This is a genomic window from Mucilaginibacter sp. 5C4 (assembly GCF_034345625.1).
Taxonomy (GTDB): domain Bacteria; phylum Bacteroidota; class Bacteroidia; order Sphingobacteriales; family Sphingobacteriaceae; genus Mucilaginibacter; species Mucilaginibacter aurantiaciroseus.
In genome coordinates, this window is record NZ_CP133775.1 from 2,381,562 (window position 1) to 2,400,664 (window position 19,103).

At 42.2% G+C, this 19,103-nt stretch carries 17 protein-coding genes; 9 read left to right on the forward strand and 8 right to left on the reverse strand.

What is annotated here, in order from left to right; genetic code table 11:
- Nucleotides 1-45: 45 nt before the first annotated feature.
- Nucleotides 46-2,505: a bifunctional UDP-N-acetylmuramoyl-tripeptide:D-alanyl-D-alanine ligase/alanine racemase gene (locus RHM67_RS11245; protein ID WP_322226815.1), complete on the forward strand. Its 2,460-nt coding sequence runs from the start codon at nt 46-48 to the stop codon at nt 2,503-2,505.
- Between the two features lie 112 nt (nt 2,506-2,617).
- Complete coding sequence (locus RHM67_RS11250) at nt 2,618-3,211, forward strand: DUF502 domain-containing protein (protein ID WP_322226816.1); 594 nt, start codon at nt 2,618-2,620, stop codon at nt 3,209-3,211.
- Here the strand turns inward: RHM67_RS11250 and RHM67_RS11255 are convergent.
- Both RHM67_RS11255 and RHM67_RS11260 read right to left on the reverse strand, forming a co-directional pair.
- Nucleotides 3,195-4,457 carry a TCR/Tet family MFS transporter gene (locus RHM67_RS11255; protein WP_322226817.1) on the reverse strand — a complete coding sequence of 421 codons (1,263 nt, stop codon included), beginning with the start codon at nt 4,455-4,457 and terminating at the stop codon, nt 3,195-3,197. The genes RHM67_RS11250 and RHM67_RS11255 overlap by 17 nt on opposite strands.
- A 19-nt stretch (nt 4,458-4,476) precedes the next feature.
- Complete coding sequence (locus RHM67_RS11260) at nt 4,477-5,739, reverse strand: TCR/Tet family MFS transporter (RefSeq protein ID WP_322226819.1); 1,263 nt, start codon at nt 5,737-5,739, stop codon at nt 4,477-4,479.
- A 106-nt stretch (nt 5,740-5,845) separates the two neighbouring features.
- Between RHM67_RS11260 and RHM67_RS11265 the strand changes: the two genes are divergently transcribed.
- Entirely contained in the window at nt 5,846-7,795 is a 1,950-nt protein-coding gene (locus RHM67_RS11265; RefSeq protein WP_322226820.1) for a redoxin domain-containing protein, read from the forward strand.
- Nucleotides 7,796-7,865: 70 nt separating this feature from the next.
- Here the strand turns inward: RHM67_RS11265 and RHM67_RS11270 are convergent, their stop codons facing one another.
- Both RHM67_RS11270 and RHM67_RS11275 read right to left on the reverse strand, forming a co-directional pair.
- Nucleotides 7,866-8,573, reverse strand: coding sequence for a TIGR00730 family Rossman fold protein (locus RHM67_RS11270; protein ID WP_322226822.1), 708 nt, complete (start codon nt 8,571-8,573; stop codon nt 7,866-7,868).
- 95 nt (nt 8,574-8,668) lie between these two features.
- Nucleotides 8,669-10,165 carry a sodium:solute symporter gene (locus tag RHM67_RS11275; protein ID WP_322226824.1) on the reverse strand — a complete coding sequence of 499 codons (1,497 nt, stop codon included), beginning with the start codon at nt 10,163-10,165 and terminating at the stop codon, nt 8,669-8,671.
- Nucleotides 10,166-10,428: 263 nt separating this feature from the next.
- On the opposite strand from RHM67_RS11275, the gene trpA reads away from it, so the two are divergent.
- Complete coding sequence (trpA, locus tag RHM67_RS11280) at nt 10,429-11,202, forward strand: tryptophan synthase subunit alpha (protein ID WP_322232187.1); 774 nt, start codon at nt 10,429-10,431, stop codon at nt 11,200-11,202.
- A gap of 63 nt (nt 11,203-11,265) precedes the next feature.
- Here trpA and nhaA read toward each other — a convergent pair whose 3' ends face one another.
- Both nhaA and RHM67_RS11290 read right to left on the reverse strand, forming a co-directional pair.
- Nucleotides 11,266-12,405 carry a Na+/H+ antiporter NhaA gene (gene nhaA, locus RHM67_RS11285; RefSeq protein WP_322226825.1) on the reverse strand — a complete coding sequence of 380 codons (1,140 nt, stop codon included), beginning with the start codon at nt 12,403-12,405 and terminating at the stop codon, nt 11,266-11,268.
- A gap of 32 nt (nt 12,406-12,437) precedes the next feature.
- On the reverse strand, nt 12,438-13,058 hold the full coding sequence (locus RHM67_RS11290) for an L-threonylcarbamoyladenylate synthase (protein ID WP_322226826.1): 621 nt from the start codon (nt 13,056-13,058) through the stop codon (nt 12,438-12,440).
- A 100-nt stretch (nt 13,059-13,158) separates the two neighbouring features.
- Here RHM67_RS11290 and RHM67_RS11295 point away from each other — a divergent pair, with 100 nt between their 5' ends.
- Entirely contained in the window at nt 13,159-13,602 is a 444-nt protein-coding gene (locus RHM67_RS11295) for an SRPBCC family protein (RefSeq protein WP_322226827.1), read from the forward strand.
- 82 nt (nt 13,603-13,684) lie between these two features.
- Here RHM67_RS11295 and RHM67_RS11300 read toward each other — a convergent pair whose 3' ends face one another.
- A complete protein-coding gene (locus RHM67_RS11300; RefSeq protein ID WP_322226829.1) occupies nt 13,685-14,215 on the reverse strand; it encodes a YceI family protein in 531 nt (176 codons plus the stop codon).
- A 240-nt stretch (nt 14,216-14,455) separates the two neighbouring features.
- Nucleotides 14,456-15,649: an ADP-forming succinate--CoA ligase subunit beta gene (sucC, locus tag RHM67_RS11305; RefSeq protein ID WP_252756825.1), complete on the reverse strand. Its 1,194-nt coding sequence runs from the start codon at nt 15,647-15,649 to the stop codon at nt 14,456-14,458.
- Between the two features lie 181 nt (nt 15,650-15,830).
- On the opposite strand from sucC, the gene RHM67_RS11310 reads away from it, so the two are divergent.
- The 4 genes from RHM67_RS11310 to RHM67_RS11325 are packed head-to-tail and all read left to right on the forward strand — an operon-like array spanning nt 15,831 to nt 19,049.
- A complete protein-coding gene (locus RHM67_RS11310; RefSeq protein ID WP_322226830.1) occupies nt 15,831-16,490 on the forward strand; it encodes an ABC transporter ATP-binding protein in 660 nt (219 codons plus the stop codon).
- Nucleotides 16,480-16,788, forward strand: a complete 309-nt coding sequence (locus RHM67_RS11315) for a hypothetical protein (protein WP_322226832.1) — start codon at nt 16,480-16,482, stop codon at nt 16,786-16,788. The genes RHM67_RS11310 and RHM67_RS11315 overlap by 11 nt, the downstream gene beginning before the upstream one ends.
- Nucleotides 16,769-17,386: an HAD family hydrolase gene (locus RHM67_RS11320; protein WP_322226833.1), complete on the forward strand. Its 618-nt coding sequence runs from the start codon at nt 16,769-16,771 to the stop codon at nt 17,384-17,386. Before RHM67_RS11315 ends, RHM67_RS11320 begins: the two co-directional genes overlap by 20 nt.
- A gap of 58 nt (nt 17,387-17,444) precedes the next feature.
- The gene (locus tag RHM67_RS11325; protein WP_322226834.1) at nt 17,445-19,049 is read left to right on the forward strand and encodes a S41 family peptidase; all 1,605 of its coding nucleotides are present in this window, start codon (nt 17,445-17,447) and stop codon (nt 19,047-19,049) included.
- The last annotated feature ends 54 nt before the right edge of the window (nt 19,050-19,103 follow it).

A 19,103-nucleotide genomic window follows, 5' to 3' on the forward strand; every position in this document is an offset into this window, starting at 1 on the left:
GTATCAAGGTTTATTAAATCAATAAAAGTGTACGATATTCGTATCATGCAAAATTCGTACGCAATAAACGATGTAAAACAGATTATAAATGCCACAGGAGAGATTGTTAGCGATGCTACCATAAGCGTGTTGCTTACCGACAGCCGCCGCGTCAACAACCCCGCATGTTCCCTGTTTTTTGCATTGGCCGGCAGGCGAGACGGGCACGAATTTATTGCCGACACTTACAGCGCGGGCGTCCGTAATTTTGTGGTGAACCACCAGCCTGATACCATTATGCCTGATGCCAACTTTTTGGTGGTGGCGGATGTATCGGAGGCTTTGCAGGTACTTGCCGCGCATCATCGTAAACAGTTTAGTTTGGATGTGATAGGCATTACCGGCAGCAACGGCAAAACCATTGTAAAAGAGTGGCTTTACCAGTTGATGAACCCAGAGAAAAGCATTGTACGCAATCCTAAGAGTTATAACTCGCAGATAGGGGTGCCGCTTTCGGTATGGCAGATCAACAAAACGCATAACCTCGGGATCTTTGAGGCGGGAATTTCCGTACCCGGAGAAATGGATAAGCTGGAAGCGATCATTCAGCCTACAATCGGCGTGCTTACCCACATCGGTACCGCGCACGATGAAGGATTTGAAACACCCGAAGATAAACTGATAGAAAAGCTAAAGCTGTTTAAGAATTGCAAGCAGATCGTATATAACTACGAGGCATTGCTCGACCACCAGGAAGAACTTAAAAGCCGCGAGTGCTTTGTTTGGAGCCGCAAATTTAACCTTGCCGACCTGTACGTTTTCAGCGAAACTACCATAGAAGGCAAGTATTACATGCGGGCCATTTACAAAGAGCAGGAGATAGAATGCCTGGTACCGTTTCGTGATGAGGCATCGGTAGAGAACGCCATTGTTTGCTGGGCAACCATGCTAGCCATGGGTTATAGTCCAGAGGATGCGGATGAGCGGATAGAGCGCCTGTCCGCTGTAAGCATGCGCCTGGAACTGAAGCATGGTATCAATGATTGTTCCATCATTGATGATTCCTACAACTCAGATATCCAGTCGCTGGAGATTGCACTTAACTTTTTAAATCAGCAAAATCAGCATCAAAAGAAAACTTTGATCTTGTCGGATATTTACCAGTCGGGTTTGCAGCAGGAGGCCTTGTACAAACAGGTAGCCCAAATGATAAATGCCAAACAGGTAGATCGTTTTGTTGGTGTAGGTACGTTTCTGCAAGACCACAAAGCGCTTTTTAACGTTCCCCAAACACATTTTTATGCAGATACAGCGTCTTTACTAAAAGACCTGAGCAAACTGCACCTGCACGAGGAAACCATCCTAATCAAAGGCTCGCGCAGTTTTGAATTTGAAAAGATAAGCAGGGCGCTGGTGCAAAAGGCACACGAAACGGTATTAGAGATAAACCTCAATACACTACTTAGCAACCTCAATTTCTACAAAGCCAAACTGGAACCTGGCGTCAAGATCATGGCTATGGTAAAAGCTTTCTCTTACGGTAGCGGCACGTTCGAGGTGGCTAATATGCTGCAATATAACCAAGTAGATTATCTTGCCGTAGCCTACACGGACGAAGGCATCGCCCTGCGCGAAACCGGCATCACCCTGCCCATAATGGTTTTAAATCCTGAACCATTAGCGTATGATAAACTGGTAGCTAATAAATTAGAGCCTGCCATCTACAGCTTTACCTTGCTTGATGAGTTTGTGAAATTTGCTCAGGAAGAGGATGTATTGAACTATCCCGTCCATATTAAAATAGATAGTGGTATGCACCGCGTAGGTTTCGAAGCCATTGAGGTGGAAACGCTGTGCGACCTGTTGGAGATCAACCCGTACATCCAGGTGCAATCCGTTTATTCGCATTTTGTAGCGAGCGATAACGAGCAGCACGATCTTTTCACTATTCAGCAGATCCAGATCTTCGAAACGGCTTATAAACAGATAGAAGAGGCTTTAGGTTACACGGTTATCAAACACATCAGCAATACATCCGGCATCAGCCGATGGCCAAACGCACGTTATGATATGGTGAGGCTGGGCATTGGTTTATACGGGGTTGACGCCGCCGTACCGCGCGGCGAAAGCGGTTTGCAGCCCGTGGCTACCTTAAAAACGACCGTATCGCAAGTGAAGAAAATGCCTTCCACGGAAACCGTTAGTTATAATAGAAGTGGCAGCTTAAAAGCTGACGGCAAAATAGCTACTGTGCGTATAGGTTATGCCGATGGATATGTGCGTGCTTTTGGTAATGGTGTTGGCAAAATGCTGGTGAACGGTACGCTGGTACCAACCGTTGGCAACATCACTATGGATATGTGCATGTTGGATGTAAGTAATGTTGAGGTGAAGGAAGGCGACGAGGTTATCGTGTTTAACCAGCAGCAAAGGATAGAAGACCTTGCCCAGCAAATTGGCACCATCCCGTATGAAATACTAACAAATATTTCGCAACGGGTAAAAAGGGTGTACTTTTACGAGTAGATGTGTTGATATGCAAATGTGCGGATTTTATATGTGCAGATAAAAGCGCCTTTGGAAATCACTAAATCACTCTTCCGATAGTTATCGGGATACCAAATCACTAATTAAAAGAATGAAGAGATTATTCCGCGCCCTGCTTAATTATTTTGTAAAAGGACTATTGATTGTAGTGCCGCTTGGCGCTGCTTTTTTCCTGATTTTTTGGATCATAGCACGGATAGATACTTCCCTTAACTTAAGCAGCGAGATTCTGGTGGATAGCCACGGTAAACCTTTATACATCCCGGGCTTGGGCATTCTTAATGTGGTGGTTATTATTATGGTGGCCGGCATATTGGTTACCAACGTAATTACCGATCCTATCAAAAAGTGGTTTGGCCGCTGGCTAAACCGGTTGCCGTTATTCAAGTTCCTTTACTCGTCTATTAAAGACCTTACCGAAGCTTTTGTAGGTGAGGAAAAGAAATTTAACGAGCCTGTTTTGGTGGAGGTAAATGAGTTTGGACTGAAGAAAATTGGTTTCCTGGTACAGAAAGACATGAAAGCAATTGGCCTGCCGGGCGAGGTTGCGGTGTACTTCCCTATGTCGTACTCATTCGCGGGGCAGGTGGTTATCGTTTCGGTAGATAAAATAAAACCCATTAACCGCAGCGCTGCCGATGTGATGAAATTTGTGATCTCGGGCGGGGTTAGCGGACTGGAGTAGCCGCGTTCTGCGGCAGCAAATTGGGGTCTTTCTTTTTAAAGCTACGGATCGTTAGTATGATAGCGATGAACATTAATATGGCACCCATCAGGAACGGCGCACCGGGGAAATAGACTGCTGCGCCCTTTAGCGTAAAATGGTGGAACAATGTCGTCATCATCAACGGGCCTATGATGGTCGTGAGGCTCACCAAACTTGCCAAAGCACCCTGTAGTTCGCCCTGCTCGTTAGCGGGTACGTTATCGGATATAAAGCCCTGTAGTGCCGTGCCGCCAATGCCACCCAGGCAATAAGGTATCATGTAGATATACATTAGCCATCCAACATTATTAAACGCGATAAATATCAAACCTATCCCATAAAAGGTGATACCCGCCAAAATATTCTTGCGCATCCCAAATTTGGGGATTGTCCATCGTACAAAGCCACCTTGTATAGCGGCAATCAGCAACCCTATAAATATACCCAGGGCGCTAATGCTGGGTAAAGTCCACTGGAATTTCTCGATCAAATAAAAAGGCAGTACACTTTCAATAGCTTTTTGGCCGATGTATACGATGGTGTAAGCAGTAATTAAGGTACTTATCGCCATAGAGTATTTTCTCAATCTTAACAACGAACCAATCGGGTTAGCGCGTTTCCACTCAAAACGACGGCGGTTTCTTAAGGTTAGCGATTCGGGCAATACAAAAAAGCCATATAGGGCATTTAGCAAGGCTAACCCGGCGGCTACTATAAAAGGTAGCTTTATCCAGTAATTACCTAAAAACCCACCCAAGCCTATACCCAAGATAAACCCTAAACCTGTTGCTGCGCCAATTAAACCAAAATTTGTAGCGCGTTTTTCGCCGGTGCTAATGTCGGCAATGTATGCGGTTGCTGTGGTGGTACTTGCGCCTGCTATACCAGCTATCAATCGGCCAATAAACAGCCAGGCAATGGTAGGGGCAAAGGCCATAAACAGGTAATCGATCCCGAAACCGAACAGCGAGAATAGCAATACAGGTCTGCGGCCTATCATGTCACTTAAATTACCCAATACCGGCGCGAACAGGAACTGCATAGACGCATAGGTGAACGTTAACCACCCGCTATACTGGCTGGCCATACTTATATCCACATGTGCCAGTTCTTCCAATAATTTCGGCAGGATAGGGATAATAATACCCAAACCCAAAACATCAATAAATATGGTGATGAAGATAAATCCTAAAGCAGCTTTGCCGTGTTGTACGGGTTGATCCATAGTTTAAAGTATCAGTTACTTAATGTGACCCGGTATTATAAGCAGATGTTTCGGCAGATTGTTTCTCTTTTCTAAAACTTCTTACAGCAAGCACGGCACCTATCAGCATTAAAACCGAAGCGATAAAATATGGCGCACCAGGCAAATGTACAGGGGCTCCAGGTTTTGTGAAATAGTAAAATACAAACGTCATAAACCAGGGGCCGAATATCGAACTTAAACTCATTAAGCTGGTAAGTCCGCCTTGTAGCTCGCCTTGCTCATTTTTAGGCACCTCGTTGGTCATTACTCCCTGTAGTGCCGGGCCGCAGATACCACCAAGGGCATACGGGATCATAAAGGCAAACATCATCCAGCTTTGGTTGGCCAGGCCGAATAATAGCATACCTATTGCATATAAAACCAAGCCTATCCAGATACTGCGGTGCTGGCCAAGTTTTGGGATAGCGATGCGTATTAACCCGCCTTGTACAATGGCAATGGTTAGGCCAATAAAACCGAGGGAGTAGCCAACAATGTCTTCCGTCCATTTGAATTTTTCCATGGTATAGAAAGTCCAAACGCTTTGTACGGCATGCCCGGCGAAGTAAACTATAAACAGGCAAACGGCCAGGCCAATTACAGCGGGATATTTTTTCAATTGGATCAAGGATCCTAATGGATTAGCACGTTTCCAGTTAAAGTCGCGGCGATGTTCCTTGTCTAAAGATTCCGGAAGAATAAAATATCCGTAAGCAGCGTTTAACAAAGCCAAAGCAGCAGCGGCATAAAATGGATAATGTGTATCTATTTTACCTAATACGCCTCCTATAACCGGGCCAATAATAAAGCCAAGGCCAAAGGCAACGCCAATCATCCCAAAGTTTTGCGCACGTTTTTCGGGTTCGCTTACATCTGCAATATATGCCGATGCTGTTGTGAAACTCGCACCGGTTATACCAGCTATAATCCGCCCGACAAATAACCAGCCGATTGTGGGGGCAAACGCCAGGAAAAGATAATCGATCCCAAAACCCAAAAGAGAGAAAAGTAATACCGGCCTGCGGCCATATTTATCGCTCAGGTTACCTACAAGCGGCGAAAACAGGAATTGCATAACCGCGTAGGCTACCAGCAATAATCCCGAATAGCGTGATGCCTGGCTTAGGTCACCGTGAATCAGCTTCTCTATCAATTTCGGAAAAACGGGGATGATGATGGCTAATCCAATAACATCAATAAGCAGGGTAACAAATATAAAGCTTAATGCAGCCTTTTTTTTGGGTTGAGTAAGCGCATCCATTACTGTAAAATAACAATTAATAATTTACAAATCGATATTAATTATTAGGTAATATTTGGAAGTAATATATCTATTTTAGTAAATTGACTAAAAATTTAGTTATACCATGAAAACACTAAACCTTATCCTCACATTACCCTGTGCATTGCTGATGCACAGCGCCTTTGCGCAAACAGCAGAACACCTTAAACTATCTTCTGTTACACCTACAGCAGGGCAAACTATATCTTTTGTTTACAACCCCGAGGGCACACCGGTAGCCGGAGAGAAACCACAAGCGGTAGTTTATTTTTTAGATAATAAAACTTTCCCGGTTAGTGATGTAGACTTAAAAGCTGACGGTAAATTGCTCAAAGGCGAATTTAAAATACCTCAGACGGCAAAAGCTTTTTTTGTAAAAATTAGCGCGGGGGAAAAGGTTGATGATAATGAAGCTAAAGGATATGTTTATCCTGTTTATAACGGAAGCAAGCCCGTTGAAGGCGCTTTCGCTACCGAGGCGTTCCTGATTCAATCCGGTACGGGAGGTTATTTTGCTAAAATAGGGCCCGATAATGCTAAAATTGGAGCCTTATACAAAAAAGAGTTTGCGATGTACCCGGCAAGTGAAAAAGAGTTTCGCACAAATTATTTGATGTATCTGCTTAATTCAAAAGATACCGAAACTAAAGTTTTGGCAAATAGTAAATGGGTAGAATTAACTAAAAGCAATGACGAAAAGGATCTGATGACCCAGGCTTATTTATTGGGCCGGCAAAAGAAAATCGCCCAGGTTGATTCAGTTAACCTAATTATTAAAGCTAAGTATCCAAATGGGGAATTGCTGAAAAATGGGGCTGGCATGGCTTTAAATAAAGAAAAGGATGTTGCCAAAAAAGAAGCGCTTTACAAAGTTTATGTAAGCAAATACCCGGAGAAAAATGAGAAAAATACAATTCAGGATAATTTCAGGGTACAACTGGCAAGTGCTTATTTAACTAACGGCGATATTACAGGTTACAATAAATGGTCAGCACAAATAAAAAACAAGTCGCAACTGTCTGGTGCGTTAAATAACGTTGCCTGGGCATGGGCTGAAAAAGGGGAGCACCTTGATACTGCCGCTATCCTATCAAAACAATCTTTAGACATTTTAGACGAACAATACAAAAACGATGATGCAGGTGCATATATGTCACCCAGACAAGCCAAAGAAAATAACCGTTCATCATATAACCTGTTTGCTGATACCTACGCGTTTATCCTTTACAAACAAGGTAAATTCCCTGAAGCGCTAACTTATCAGCAAAAAGTTTACGACGGTATGAAATATCAGGATGCAGAAATTAACGAACATTATGCGTTGATATTAAATGCCAACGGCCAATATGCAAAAACCAAGGAGGTTGTAGAAAAATCTATCCTTGCGGGCAAAGGCTCGGAAATTTTAAAGGCCCAACTTGCTATAGCTTATGCTAAAGTAAAAGGCAGCGATGCAGGATTTACCGAATATTTTGCAGGCCTTGATAAACAAAAGAACGACGCGGGCAGGGCGAAGCTTGTTAAAGAAATGATAAATACCCCGGCACCCGCCTTTGCGTTAAAGGATTTTGATGGTAAAGAAGTGTCGCTGGCAAGCCTTAAAGGTAAAGTGGTAATTGTTGATTTTTGGGCTACCTGGTGCGGCCCTTGTAAAGCTTCGTTCCCGGGGATGCAAATGGCGGTCAACAAATTTAAAGATAACCCTAACGTTAAATTCCTGTTTATTGATACCTGGGAAAATGGCGACAACTACCTGCCGGGAGTTAAAAAGTTTATTGCAGATAATAAATATACCTTTCATGTGCTAATGGATGAAAAAACCAGCGACGGCAAGCAGGCTAAGGTAGTATCAGATTTTAAGGTTTTGGGTATCCCAACCAAATTTGTTATTGATAAGGATGGTAACATCAGGTTTAAATATGTAGGTTACTCGGGCACGGCAGAGGCGGTGCTTGATGAGGTAAGCAACATGGTTGAACTTACCACTAACCCGGAAGCGGTTGCAAACGCGCCAAAGGTATCTATGCTGAAATAAACCTAAAGTATATAAGTAAAAAGGCATCCCGGTTTATCTGCGACGCCTTTTTACTTATATGTTCAATATATTAAAAATTCGGCTTCAATACATACTTATCATAGAAACGGAAGATGTGTTCTGCTGCTTCTTCGGCGGTATCAACCACGCGGTAAAGGTTAAGGTCATCGGCGCTGATGTTGTGCTCGTGGGCAAGCATTTTTTCTTCAACCCATTTAAATAATCCGCCCCAATAATCAACCCCGACAAATACGATTGGGAAACGGGCGATCTTGCCGGTTTGGATCAGTGTGATCGCCTCAAAAGATTCGTCCATAGTACCAAAACCACCCGGCAGGATGATAAAGCCCTGCGAGTATTTCATGAACATAACCTTACGAATAAAAAAGTAATCAAATTCCAGAATCTTATCTCTGTCGATATACTTGTTATGAAATTGCTCAAAAGGCAGCTCGATATTTAACCCTACGGATTTACCCCCAGCTTCGTAAGCGCCCTTGTTGGCAGCCTCCATAATACCGGGGCCACCTCCGGATATTACACCGTAACCACGCTCGGTAAGCAGTCGGGCAGCATCTTCGGCCAGTTTGTAGTATGGGTTATCGTTATGCGTGCGTGCCGATCCAAAGATGGATACACATGGGCCTATTTTTGCTAGCTTCTCGAAGCCGTCTACAAACTCGGCCATAATTTTAAAGATCTGCCAGGAATCGGTCACCTTAATTTCCTGCCAGTTTTTATTCTCAAATGCTTGTCTTATTTTTTCTTCACCAGTCATGTTATTAGATTAGTCCGGAAGTCCGAAAAGTCGGTTAAGTCCGGAAGTATGATATATATTACAACAAAATTTCCTTTAAGTTTTACAATGTGAATTTAAGCCACTTGCAGACTTGCAGTCTTCCCGACTTTCGGGCTCGATGATATCCACAGGCCTACAAAAGTAATTAAACCGTTTACAATGATGAGTTCGTTATCGAAAACATAACCGCCCAATAGTTCTTTTGACTCTGTGCTAAGGAAGTAACAAACCGCAGGCGAGATCAAACAAATAAACGGCACCAACTTATCATTAACCTGCCTTTTGCTCACAAATAAGCCAAAACTATAAAGGCCAAGAAGCGGGCCGTAAGTGTAGGATGCTACTTTAAAGATGGCAGTAACTACAGCATCGTTATTCAAAGCGTTGAACGCTATGATCGTTAGGAACATCAACCCCGAAAAAGCGATATGCACATAATGGCGAACATTGATCATTTTTTTGCTGTTTACATTGCCACGTTTGTTAAAGTTCAGGAAATCTACACAGAAAGAAGTTGTTAATGCGGTCAAAGCCGAATCGGTAGTAGCAAATGTGGCCGCAGTTAAGCCCAGCATAAATACCATAGCAGGAATTATGCCTAAGTATTGCAGGGCAACGGTAGGGTATAGGTAATCGGTTTTTGCTACGCTGATGCCATAGCGTTGCGCATATATGTATAAAAGCGCGCCCACACTTAAAAAGAAGATGTTGATCACCACGAAAACAGCCGTAAAGCTAAACATGTTTTTTTGTGCCTCCTTGATGTTTTTAAGGCTTAGGTTTTTCTGCATCAGGTCCTGGTCAAGGCCGGTCATACCAATGGTAATAAACATCCCGCCGAGAAATTGCTTGCTGATATGGAAGTGGCTGCTCATGAAATCGTCAAAAAAGAAGATTTTGGAGTAGCTGCTGTTTTTAATGGCTTCCGCAGCCTGGAATATGTTATAATGAAGGCTATCGCAAATGAAATAAATGGACAGGAACACAGATGATACCAGGAACAGGGTTTGCAGACTATCAGTAATAATAATGGTTTTTAGCCCACCTTTAAACGTGTACGACCAGATCAGTACCAGACAGATCAAAACCGTTACCGCGAAGGGCACGCCATAACTGTCAAAGATGAATTTTTGCAGCACAATAACCACCAAATAAAGTCTGAATGATGAGCCTATAGTACGGCTTAAGAGGAAGATACCCGCGGCTGTTTTATAGCTCCACGTACCTAAAGCCTGTTCAATATAACTGTAAATAGAGGTTAGTTTCAAACGATAGTAGAGCGGCAGTAGTACGGTGGCAATGATGAGGAACCCTGCAGCATTACCCAGTACAAATTGAAAATAAGCAAACTGATCGCCGCTTGGTGCGCCAACTTTGCCGGGAACGGATATGAAAGTTACCCCGCTCAAGGCTGTACCTATCATCCCAAAAGCTACGAGGTACCATTTAGAATTGCGGTTAGCCACAAAAAAGGTATCGTTATCTGATGATTTTTTGGAGGTGAAGTAGGAGATAACCAGCAGTACCAAAAAGTAACCAATTATAAATGAGAGTAATATTCCGGGCGACATATTCTTCAGGTTTAAATGCATGCCTGCCAAAAGCAGATTGCTCTAAAGTAGGAGTTTAAGGTGGCAAAGCAAAAATATTTGAATTAGAATTAACCACAAAGGGCACCAAGAAAGAACCACGAAGACCACAGAGATTAATAATTCGCAAAGCTTTGTGCACTCTGTGAAAAACCGCTGTGTGCTTTGTGGTAAAAAATCATTTTTATACTATAAAAGACGTTTATTAAAAGATATTTTTGCACATGGCTAATCCAACCACTCCCATGAACCGTCTTAACCAACTTTTCTCAACTAAGAAAGAAAACCTGCTTTCGATATATTTTACCGCCGGTTACCCGGAGCTTAATACTACTGTAGATATTGCCGAAGCATTGGAGAAAGCGGGTGCGGATTTCCTGGAGATAGGTTTTCCATATTCTGACCCAATTGCTGATGGGCCAACCATTCAGCATAGCTCACAAACGGCGTTGGATAATGGTATGACGCTTAACCTGCTGTTTGAGCAATTGAAAGATCTACGCAGCCGGGTAAGCATCCCGATTTTATTAATGGGTTACGTTAACCCTATTGTACAGTATGGTGTAGAACGCTTTTGTAAAGCAGCGGCAGGGGTTGGTGTAGATGGCATCATCGTTCCCGACCTGCCGATGTATGAGTATGAGATGCTGTATATCAACCACTTTGAGGATAACGGCTTAAGCAATATCTTCCTGGTTACCCCGCAAACGTCCGAAGAGCGCATCCGTAAAATAGATACCCTGAGCAATAGTTTTATTTATCTACTTTCATCATCATCTATCACCGGTGGCAGTTTGCAGTTAACCGATAATATCGAGGGTTATTACAGCCGCATTAAAGCTATGGAATTGAATAACCCAACCATTATAGGTTTCGGGATCTCGGATAAAAGATCGTTCAGTAAAGCCTGCGAATACGCCAATGGTGCCATTGTAGGCAGCGCCTTTGTGAAACTTTTGGGTGAGGATAATTATATGGAGAAGATCCCGGCGTTTATAAAAGGTATCAAAAATTTGTAGAGACCCGATACTTCGCGTCTGATTGAATATGATTGCCTAACGGAGATTTAAAGTATTGCGTCTCTACTTCTTTTTAATTTTAAGGAGTATGGTGTAACCTACAGCCGCCGCCAATACCGAAGTAACTAAAACAATAAATTTTGCCTGGCTTTGTAAACCCACGTCGGCAAAGGATAACAGCGCCATAAATATCGACATGGTGAAGCCTATACCGGCCAACTGACCGATCCCCCAAACCTGCATCCATTTAACACCATCGGCCAGTTTGGATAACTTTAGTTTTACAGCAAGCCAGCTGAAGAGGGTAATGCCTATGGGTTTGCCCAATATCAGCCCCAATAATATCCCTGCAGATAATGGATTGATGATATTACCACCCGCCAAACTTTCACCAATATTGATGTTTGAATTTGCTAACGCGAATATTGGGATGATGATAAAATTTACCGGGTTCTCTAACAGTTGGATGAGTTTCTTTAAAGGCGAGTAATTAACCTTTACGTTATGTGGGATAGCCATTGCCGTAAGTACACCTGTAACTGTCGCGTGGATACCGCTATGATGGATAAAATACCACATGAATGCACCGGGAATTAAATAGGCCAACAAATACCGAACATTAAACTTGTTAAGTAGCAATTGTAATACAAACATCGCCAATGCTAAGAGTAGGTAGGTGGTGTGCAACCCTGCCGAGTAGAAGATAGCGATAACCAATATCGCGCCCAAATCATCAACAATAGCCAATGCCTTTATAAATACCTGTAATGATTGCGGCACCCGCGATTTAATAACGCTGATTATAGCCACCACAAAAGCGATATCGGTAGCCATAGGGATACCCCAACCCGCGCTGGTATTTGTATGGAAGTTGATAAGCGCGTAAATGCCGGCCGGTACGAGCATCCCGCCAATTGCCGCAAAAACGGGTAGGGTAGCAGACTGCCTATCGGATAATTCGCCGTTTAATACCTCGTCTTTAATTTCTAACCCCACCAGCAAGAAAAAGATAGCCATTAGCCCGTCGTTTATCCAGGTTATTCTACTGTATGGGCCGATAGGAGTATTAAGAAAATGGGTGAAAGGGGTATGCAGGCCCGTATTTGCAATTACCAGCGAAATAACCACGCAGGCAATAAGGATGACTCCGCCGGTAGCGTATGAGCGGATAAATTCGGCGAATTGTTTAATGTTGCTAATCAAATTGTATCGATATTATAATCGTAAAGATACGGTTATAAATATTCTTGCAGGTCGCCTTTACCTTCACGGATAACCTCGAAGTCGCCTGCTGTGCAATCTACAACGGTTGAAGGGATATTTTCACCATAACCACCATCAATAACCAAGTCAACCAGGTTTTCATATTTCTCGTGGATTAGTTCAGGGTCGGTAGAGTATTCGATAATATCATCCTCATCATGAATAGAGGTAGATAGGATAGGGTTACCCAACGCTTTTACAATTTCGCGGGCGATGTTATTATCTGGCACGCGGATCCCGACCGTTTTTTTATTGCTGCTCAATAGTTTCGGTACCGCATGGCTGGCATTAAATATAAAGGTGAACGGCCCCGGTAATGCTTTTTTCAACACACGGAATGTGGTGTTATCGATAGGCTTTATATAATCTGATATATGGCTAAGATCGTAACATATGAATGAAAAATTGGCCTTCTCGGCTTTAATATTCCTGATCTTACAGATGCGCTCGATAGCTTTTTGATTGGTAATATCGCAGCCCAACCCGTAAACCGTATCGGTAGGGTAGATGATGATGCCGCCTTTGCGCAATACATCAGCAGCCTGCTCAATGGCTTTCTCGTTTGGGTTTTCAGGGTAAATTCGTATCAGCATAATTATTAAACAAATATACGGCTTTAATTAAAGACAATAATGCCGCCTAATTGTTGTTGGACGGTTTATTATCTACCTTGTACACGGTCATTAACCACTAATGAAAAATATCAAATTCACCGAGAGTATCATCATTAACACATCGCAACAGGTTGCTTTTGATTTCACACAAGATTATGATACCCGGTTGAGATGGGATACCTTTCTTAAAAAAGCAGAACTGATAAATGGCGCGACGGAAGCGGGGGTAGGCGTAAAAGCATGGTGTGTAGCTAAAAATGGCCTCGGGATGGAAACTGAATATGTGTCTTTTAACCCACCCAAAGCTACCGCCATAAAAATGACTAAAGGGCCCTACATTTTCAGCGCGTTCTTAGGGTCGTGGACATTTAAGGAAATAACGCCCGCACAAACCGAAGTGATATTCCTGTATTCGTTTTCGCTTAGGTTTCCGTTTAACTTATTCACGAGCATTATTAAACGCAACCTCCAAAATAACGTTAAACAGCGCTTGCTCGATCTAAAGAAGAACCTGGAAGTATAAAGCACAAAAAAAGTCACTCGAAGTCGAGTGACTTTTTTATATTTTGCGATTGTCAACTAATCTCTAATCAACCAATCACTATTCACGCTTGTTTAGCAAACTGGATATTAGCTATCAGTTTAATGTCTTCGCCTACAACTATAGAACCTGCTTCGGTTACGCCATCCCAGGTAAGGCCAAAGTCTTTACGGTTTATTTTGCCGGTTACTTCAAAACCAGCTTTAGTGTTGCCATAAAAATCGCCTGCTACACCACCGTGTTCTACTGCAAATGTTACCGGTTTGGTCACATCTTTAATGGTCAAATCGCCTGCTAATTTATAATCGTCGCCGTCTTTAGTGAAAGAAGTTGATTTAAAGCTGATCTTCGGAAAGCTTGCTGCGTCAAAAAAATCAGCGCTTTTCAAGTGCTCGTCGCGTTGTGGTTGGGTAGTATCAATGCTGTTAACATCTAAGGACAATTCAACGGTTGCGCCGCTAAAGTCTTCGTTCTCTGTTTCTAAAGCACCTTCAAATGTTTTGAAAAAACCTGTTACGGTTGATATTACTAAGTGTTTTACTTTGAATTGAACCTCTGAGTGCATTGTGTCTAAAACCCATTTAGTTGTTGCCATGATATTTAAGTTTTTGTTTGTTTCTCTGTTAATTATATATAAATGTAGTAATAGATGTTTAAACATCTATTACTTTTGTAAAGTATTACAATTGGCAGACACATTTTAAAACAACTGCACAATAGGGGTATTGTTTGTTTTAACTTATAATTTAACAAAATGATAATAAACAAAAAAGGGAGCCATTCGGCTCCCTTAATATTTTAAAGGTTAACTTCCCGATAGCTATCGGGACTCTAATTATAGTGCTAACACTTCTTTAACCCTGTCTGCAGCTTCTTTTAAAAGGATAGCAGAGAATACTTTTAAGCCAGAATTGTCAATCAGTTCTTTTGCCTCAGCGGCGTTTGTGCCTTGTAAACGAACGATGATAGGTACAGGGATATTGCCAATTTCATGATAAGCATCAATAACACCTTGTGCAACACGGTCGCAACGTACGATACCACCAAAAATGTTGATCAGGATAGCTTTAACGTTTGGATCCGAAAGGATGATATTAAAACCAGCCTTAACCGTTTGTGCGTTCGCGGTTCCGCCAACGTCAAGGAAGTTAGCGGGCTCGCCACCGGCAATTTTAATAATATCCATAGTAGCCATAGCTAAACCTGCACCGTTAACCATACAGCCAACGTTGCCGTCAAGCTTTACATAGTTAAGGTTGCTTTTGCTTGCTTCAACTTCGGTAGGGTCTTCCTCGTCGGTATCGCGCATTGCTGCGTAATCCGGGTGGCGATATAAAGCGTTATCATCAATGTTAACCTTAGCGTCAACCGCTAAAATTTTGTTATCAGATGTTTTTAATACCGGGTTAATTTCAAATTGAGAAGAATCGGTAGCATCGTACGCTTTGTATAAAGCAGTGATAAATTTAACCATATCCTTAAAAGCATCGCCGGATAAGCCCAGGTTAAACGCGATCTTACGCGCCTGGAAACCTTGCAAGCCAACTTTAGGGTCAATCTCTTCTTTGTGGATCAGTTCTGGTGTAGAGTGCGCTACTTCTTCAATGTCCATACCGCCTTCGGTGCTGTACATGATAATGTTGCGGCCCTTGGCACGGTCAAGCAATACGCTTATATAATATTCTTTTACTTCGCTTTCGCCGGGGTAGTAAACATCCTGCGCAACCAAAATCTTTTTAACAAGTTTACCTTCGGGGCCGGTTTGCGGGGTTACCAACTGCATGCCAATAATATTGCCTGCAATTTCTCTAACCTGGTCTGCGTTCTTAGCTACTTTTACACCGCCACCTTTACCGCGGCCACCTGCGTGTATTTGTGCTTTTATAACTGTCCAGTCCGACCCAAAGTCTTCCTTCATTTTCTGAGCAGCAGCAACAGCCTCTTCAGGTGTGTCTGCAACAATGCCTTCCTGTACTCTTACGCCAAAGCTTTTCAATATCGCTTTGCCCTGATATTCGTGAATGTTCATATTTGTTGAAGAATTTGCGGTAAAGCTACTATTTTGTTTTTAGAGATTACAGCCCGGATATGGCTGTTTGTAATATTTATCGCAATAATTATGTAATAATACGAGCGTGGCTTATGTTAAACATCTGTTAAAATATTTAACTAATCGCTGTTCTCTAATCAACTATTCACTAAATTCGCCCATGCTTAAAGCGCTATCTATAAATAAATCATACGGCAACCTGCATATCTTAAAAGGGGTAGACCTTGAAGTTAAACGCGGCGAAATTGTAACCATAGTAGGGGCATCGGGCGCGGGCAAAAGCTCGTTATTAAACATACTCGGTACTTTAGATAATGCCGATAGTGGCCAGTTATTTATTGATGATGTTGAGGTAAGCAAGCTTAACAATAAGAACCTTAGCGCGTTCCGTAATCAAAAAATAGGTTTTATCTTCCAGTTCCATCATTTACTGGTGGAGTTTAATGCCTTGGAGAATGTATGCATCCCAGCCTTTATTGCGGGCATGCCACGTGCCGAAGCCGAGAAAAAAGCTACCGATTTATTAAAGATGCTTGGCCTTGGCGACAGGGTTACCCACAAACCTGCGGAACTATCCGGCGGCGAGCAGCAGCGTGTTGCAGTAGCACGAGCGCTTATAAACGACCCGGCTTTGATATTTGCCGACGAGCCATCGGGTAACCTCGACTCTAAGAATGCGCTTGAACTGCACGAGCTTTTCATCAAACTCCGTAAGGATTTTAACCAAACCTTTGTAATTGTAACCCATAACCAGCACCTGTCAGATATGAGCGACCGCACTATATTAATGAAGGATGGTTTAATTGTAAATGCCTTATAAGTTGAAAGTGCTTATCACATCTGCTAAATCCGCGCAAGCGCATAAGCTTAAAACTACGCTTACCCATGATGAGGTTGTGTTAGGCGATTTTAATGAGTTTCCTTCATTTATGGGAATCATAAAACTACCTAACCCGGCAAGTGACACCTATGCGCACGAAATGCTGACCCTTAGCTTAGATAATGGGTTCAGAAATATTTACCTGTTAAATAAGCAGGAACTGGATGTGCTTATATTATCTGAACAACTTTTTAACGAATACAATATCAATATTATAAATGCCTGCGATAAGTTATAACGATATAGACCCGGGTAAAAAAGCATTCATATTTGAGTTGGATGATGTGCTGTATCCCGCAAAAGATTACTACTACCAGATCTATTACCTTTTTGCCAACCTTTTGGAGTACACCGAATTAAATAGTGCTGCCAGGACAACCGAATTGATGATAGATACGTATAATAAGAAAGGAGCAGGGGAGGTTTATAATGAACTTGTTGCACAGCTTAGCATTGAAGAGAAGTATCGTGATAAGCTGGAGATAATGTTGTTAACATCGCGGTTGCCTTTAAAATTGCTCTTATTTAAAAATATGCTTAGTTTTATGCAGGAGGTTGTTACCGACCGTAAAAGGCTATTTATAGTTACAAACGGCAGCCCGCAACAGCAGCTTAATAAGTTAAGGCAGATAGAGTGGCACGGATTAGAACCCTATTTAACATGTTATTTTGCCGATGAAAGCTTACCCAAACCCGAGCCGGATATATTACATTTATTAATGAAGGAACACAATTTAGAACGCCGCGATTTGTTAATGATATCAGGCTCTGACACAGACACGTTATGTGCCGAAACCTGCGGAATTGACTATATTAATGTCGGTGAAATAATATAACTATATTTTGATAATATTAATACAATAGCACCGTTTACTCGATATAATTAATTAAATCATGAAGAAATTATTTTACTTAATACTATTATCCGCTACAGTAGTTATTACTTCTTGTTCAAAAGATAAAAAGATCACTCCCGGTAATACAGGCAATACAGGCGGTACAACCAGCACTGATGTACCGCCGACAACAGGCTCAACGCTTGATTTTATCAAAGATTCGGTATTTTTATATGCGAAACAGGTTTACTACTGGAACGAAAGCCTGCCATCTTATTCGGCATTTAAGCCACGTTCTTTTCCGGGCGCTAACGATCTGGATGTATTGCAAACCGAGATAGACGCGATGACCCAATACAGTACCGACCCTTCAACAGGCAAGCCGTATGAATATCGTAAAGCCGCCCCCGGTACAGCAAAATATTCTTTTATAGATGATGGTAGTGTATCCGGTGAATTAAACGGTGTAAAAGGTGATTTTGGTTTTGCACCGGTTTGGATAGGTGATGACGATATTAGGGTTAAATATGTTTATCCGGGTTCGCCGGCTGATGTTAAGGGGCTTAAAAGAGGCTATCAAATCACGGCTATAAACGGCCGCACCGACGAAGGATTAAAATATGACGGTAATGGCGGCAACGGTACAAATGTTAACTTTTTGATAAACGCTTACACTAATTCGTCAACAATTACCTTAACGCTTAAAAGACCAGACCAAACTACTTTTAATGTGACTATGTCCACTGGTAGTTATAATGTAAACCCGGTATTAACAACTAAAGTTATTGATGCAGGTGGTGGCAAAAAAGTTGGTTATTTTGTATTCAACAGTTTTACATCTGATGCTAACGCAAGGCCGAAACTTGATGCAGCTTTTGCAACTTTCGCTGCTGCAGGCGTTACCGATCTGGTTGTGGATTTGCGTTACAATGGCGGCGGTTACGTATCTACAGCCGAATATCTAAGCAACCTTATCGCCCCTGCTAATAAAACCAACACTACCATGTTTAGTTACTATTTTAACCAAACAATGGTAGATCGTAAAGCGACCATACTGGCTAATCAAAAACGAAAAGATGATAAAGGCGCAATATATTCCTACTACGATTTTGATTACACGGTAGCCGGTAATACGGTTAAGTTTTCTAAAGATGGCGTGCCAACAGCGCTTAACCTAAATCACGTGTTTTTTATAGTTACAGGTTCAACCGCATCAGCAAGCGAACTTACCATAAACAACCTATTGCCGGTAACTTCTTTAAATGTTAACCTTATAGGTACAACAAGTTATGGAAAACCGGTTGGTTTCTTTGATATCGATATTAACAAGTACCAAATGTATATCCCCCAGTTTGAGACTAAGAATAGCCTGGGCAAAGGTGGATATTACGCAGGTATGACCCCGGGCACTGCAGATTACCCGGGCAAACAGGCATCTGATGATGTTACCAAAGATTTTGGCGACCCTACGGAAAGCCTGTTGAAATATGCCATCAATTTTGTTACAAAAGGTAACTATGTGCTTACCGGTAGTAATCAGCAAACACAGAGCTTAAGCAGCTTAAAAACTTTCTCTGTCGATCAATCTCGCGAGGTTGGTATCCAGTCTGAAGGTAAAGTGTTTAGAGGGATGATCTACAACAACTCAAAGGCTAAAAAATAAGTTAGCTGTAAATAAAAGGCTCCGATTTTTTCGGAGCCTTTTATGTGCTTTACA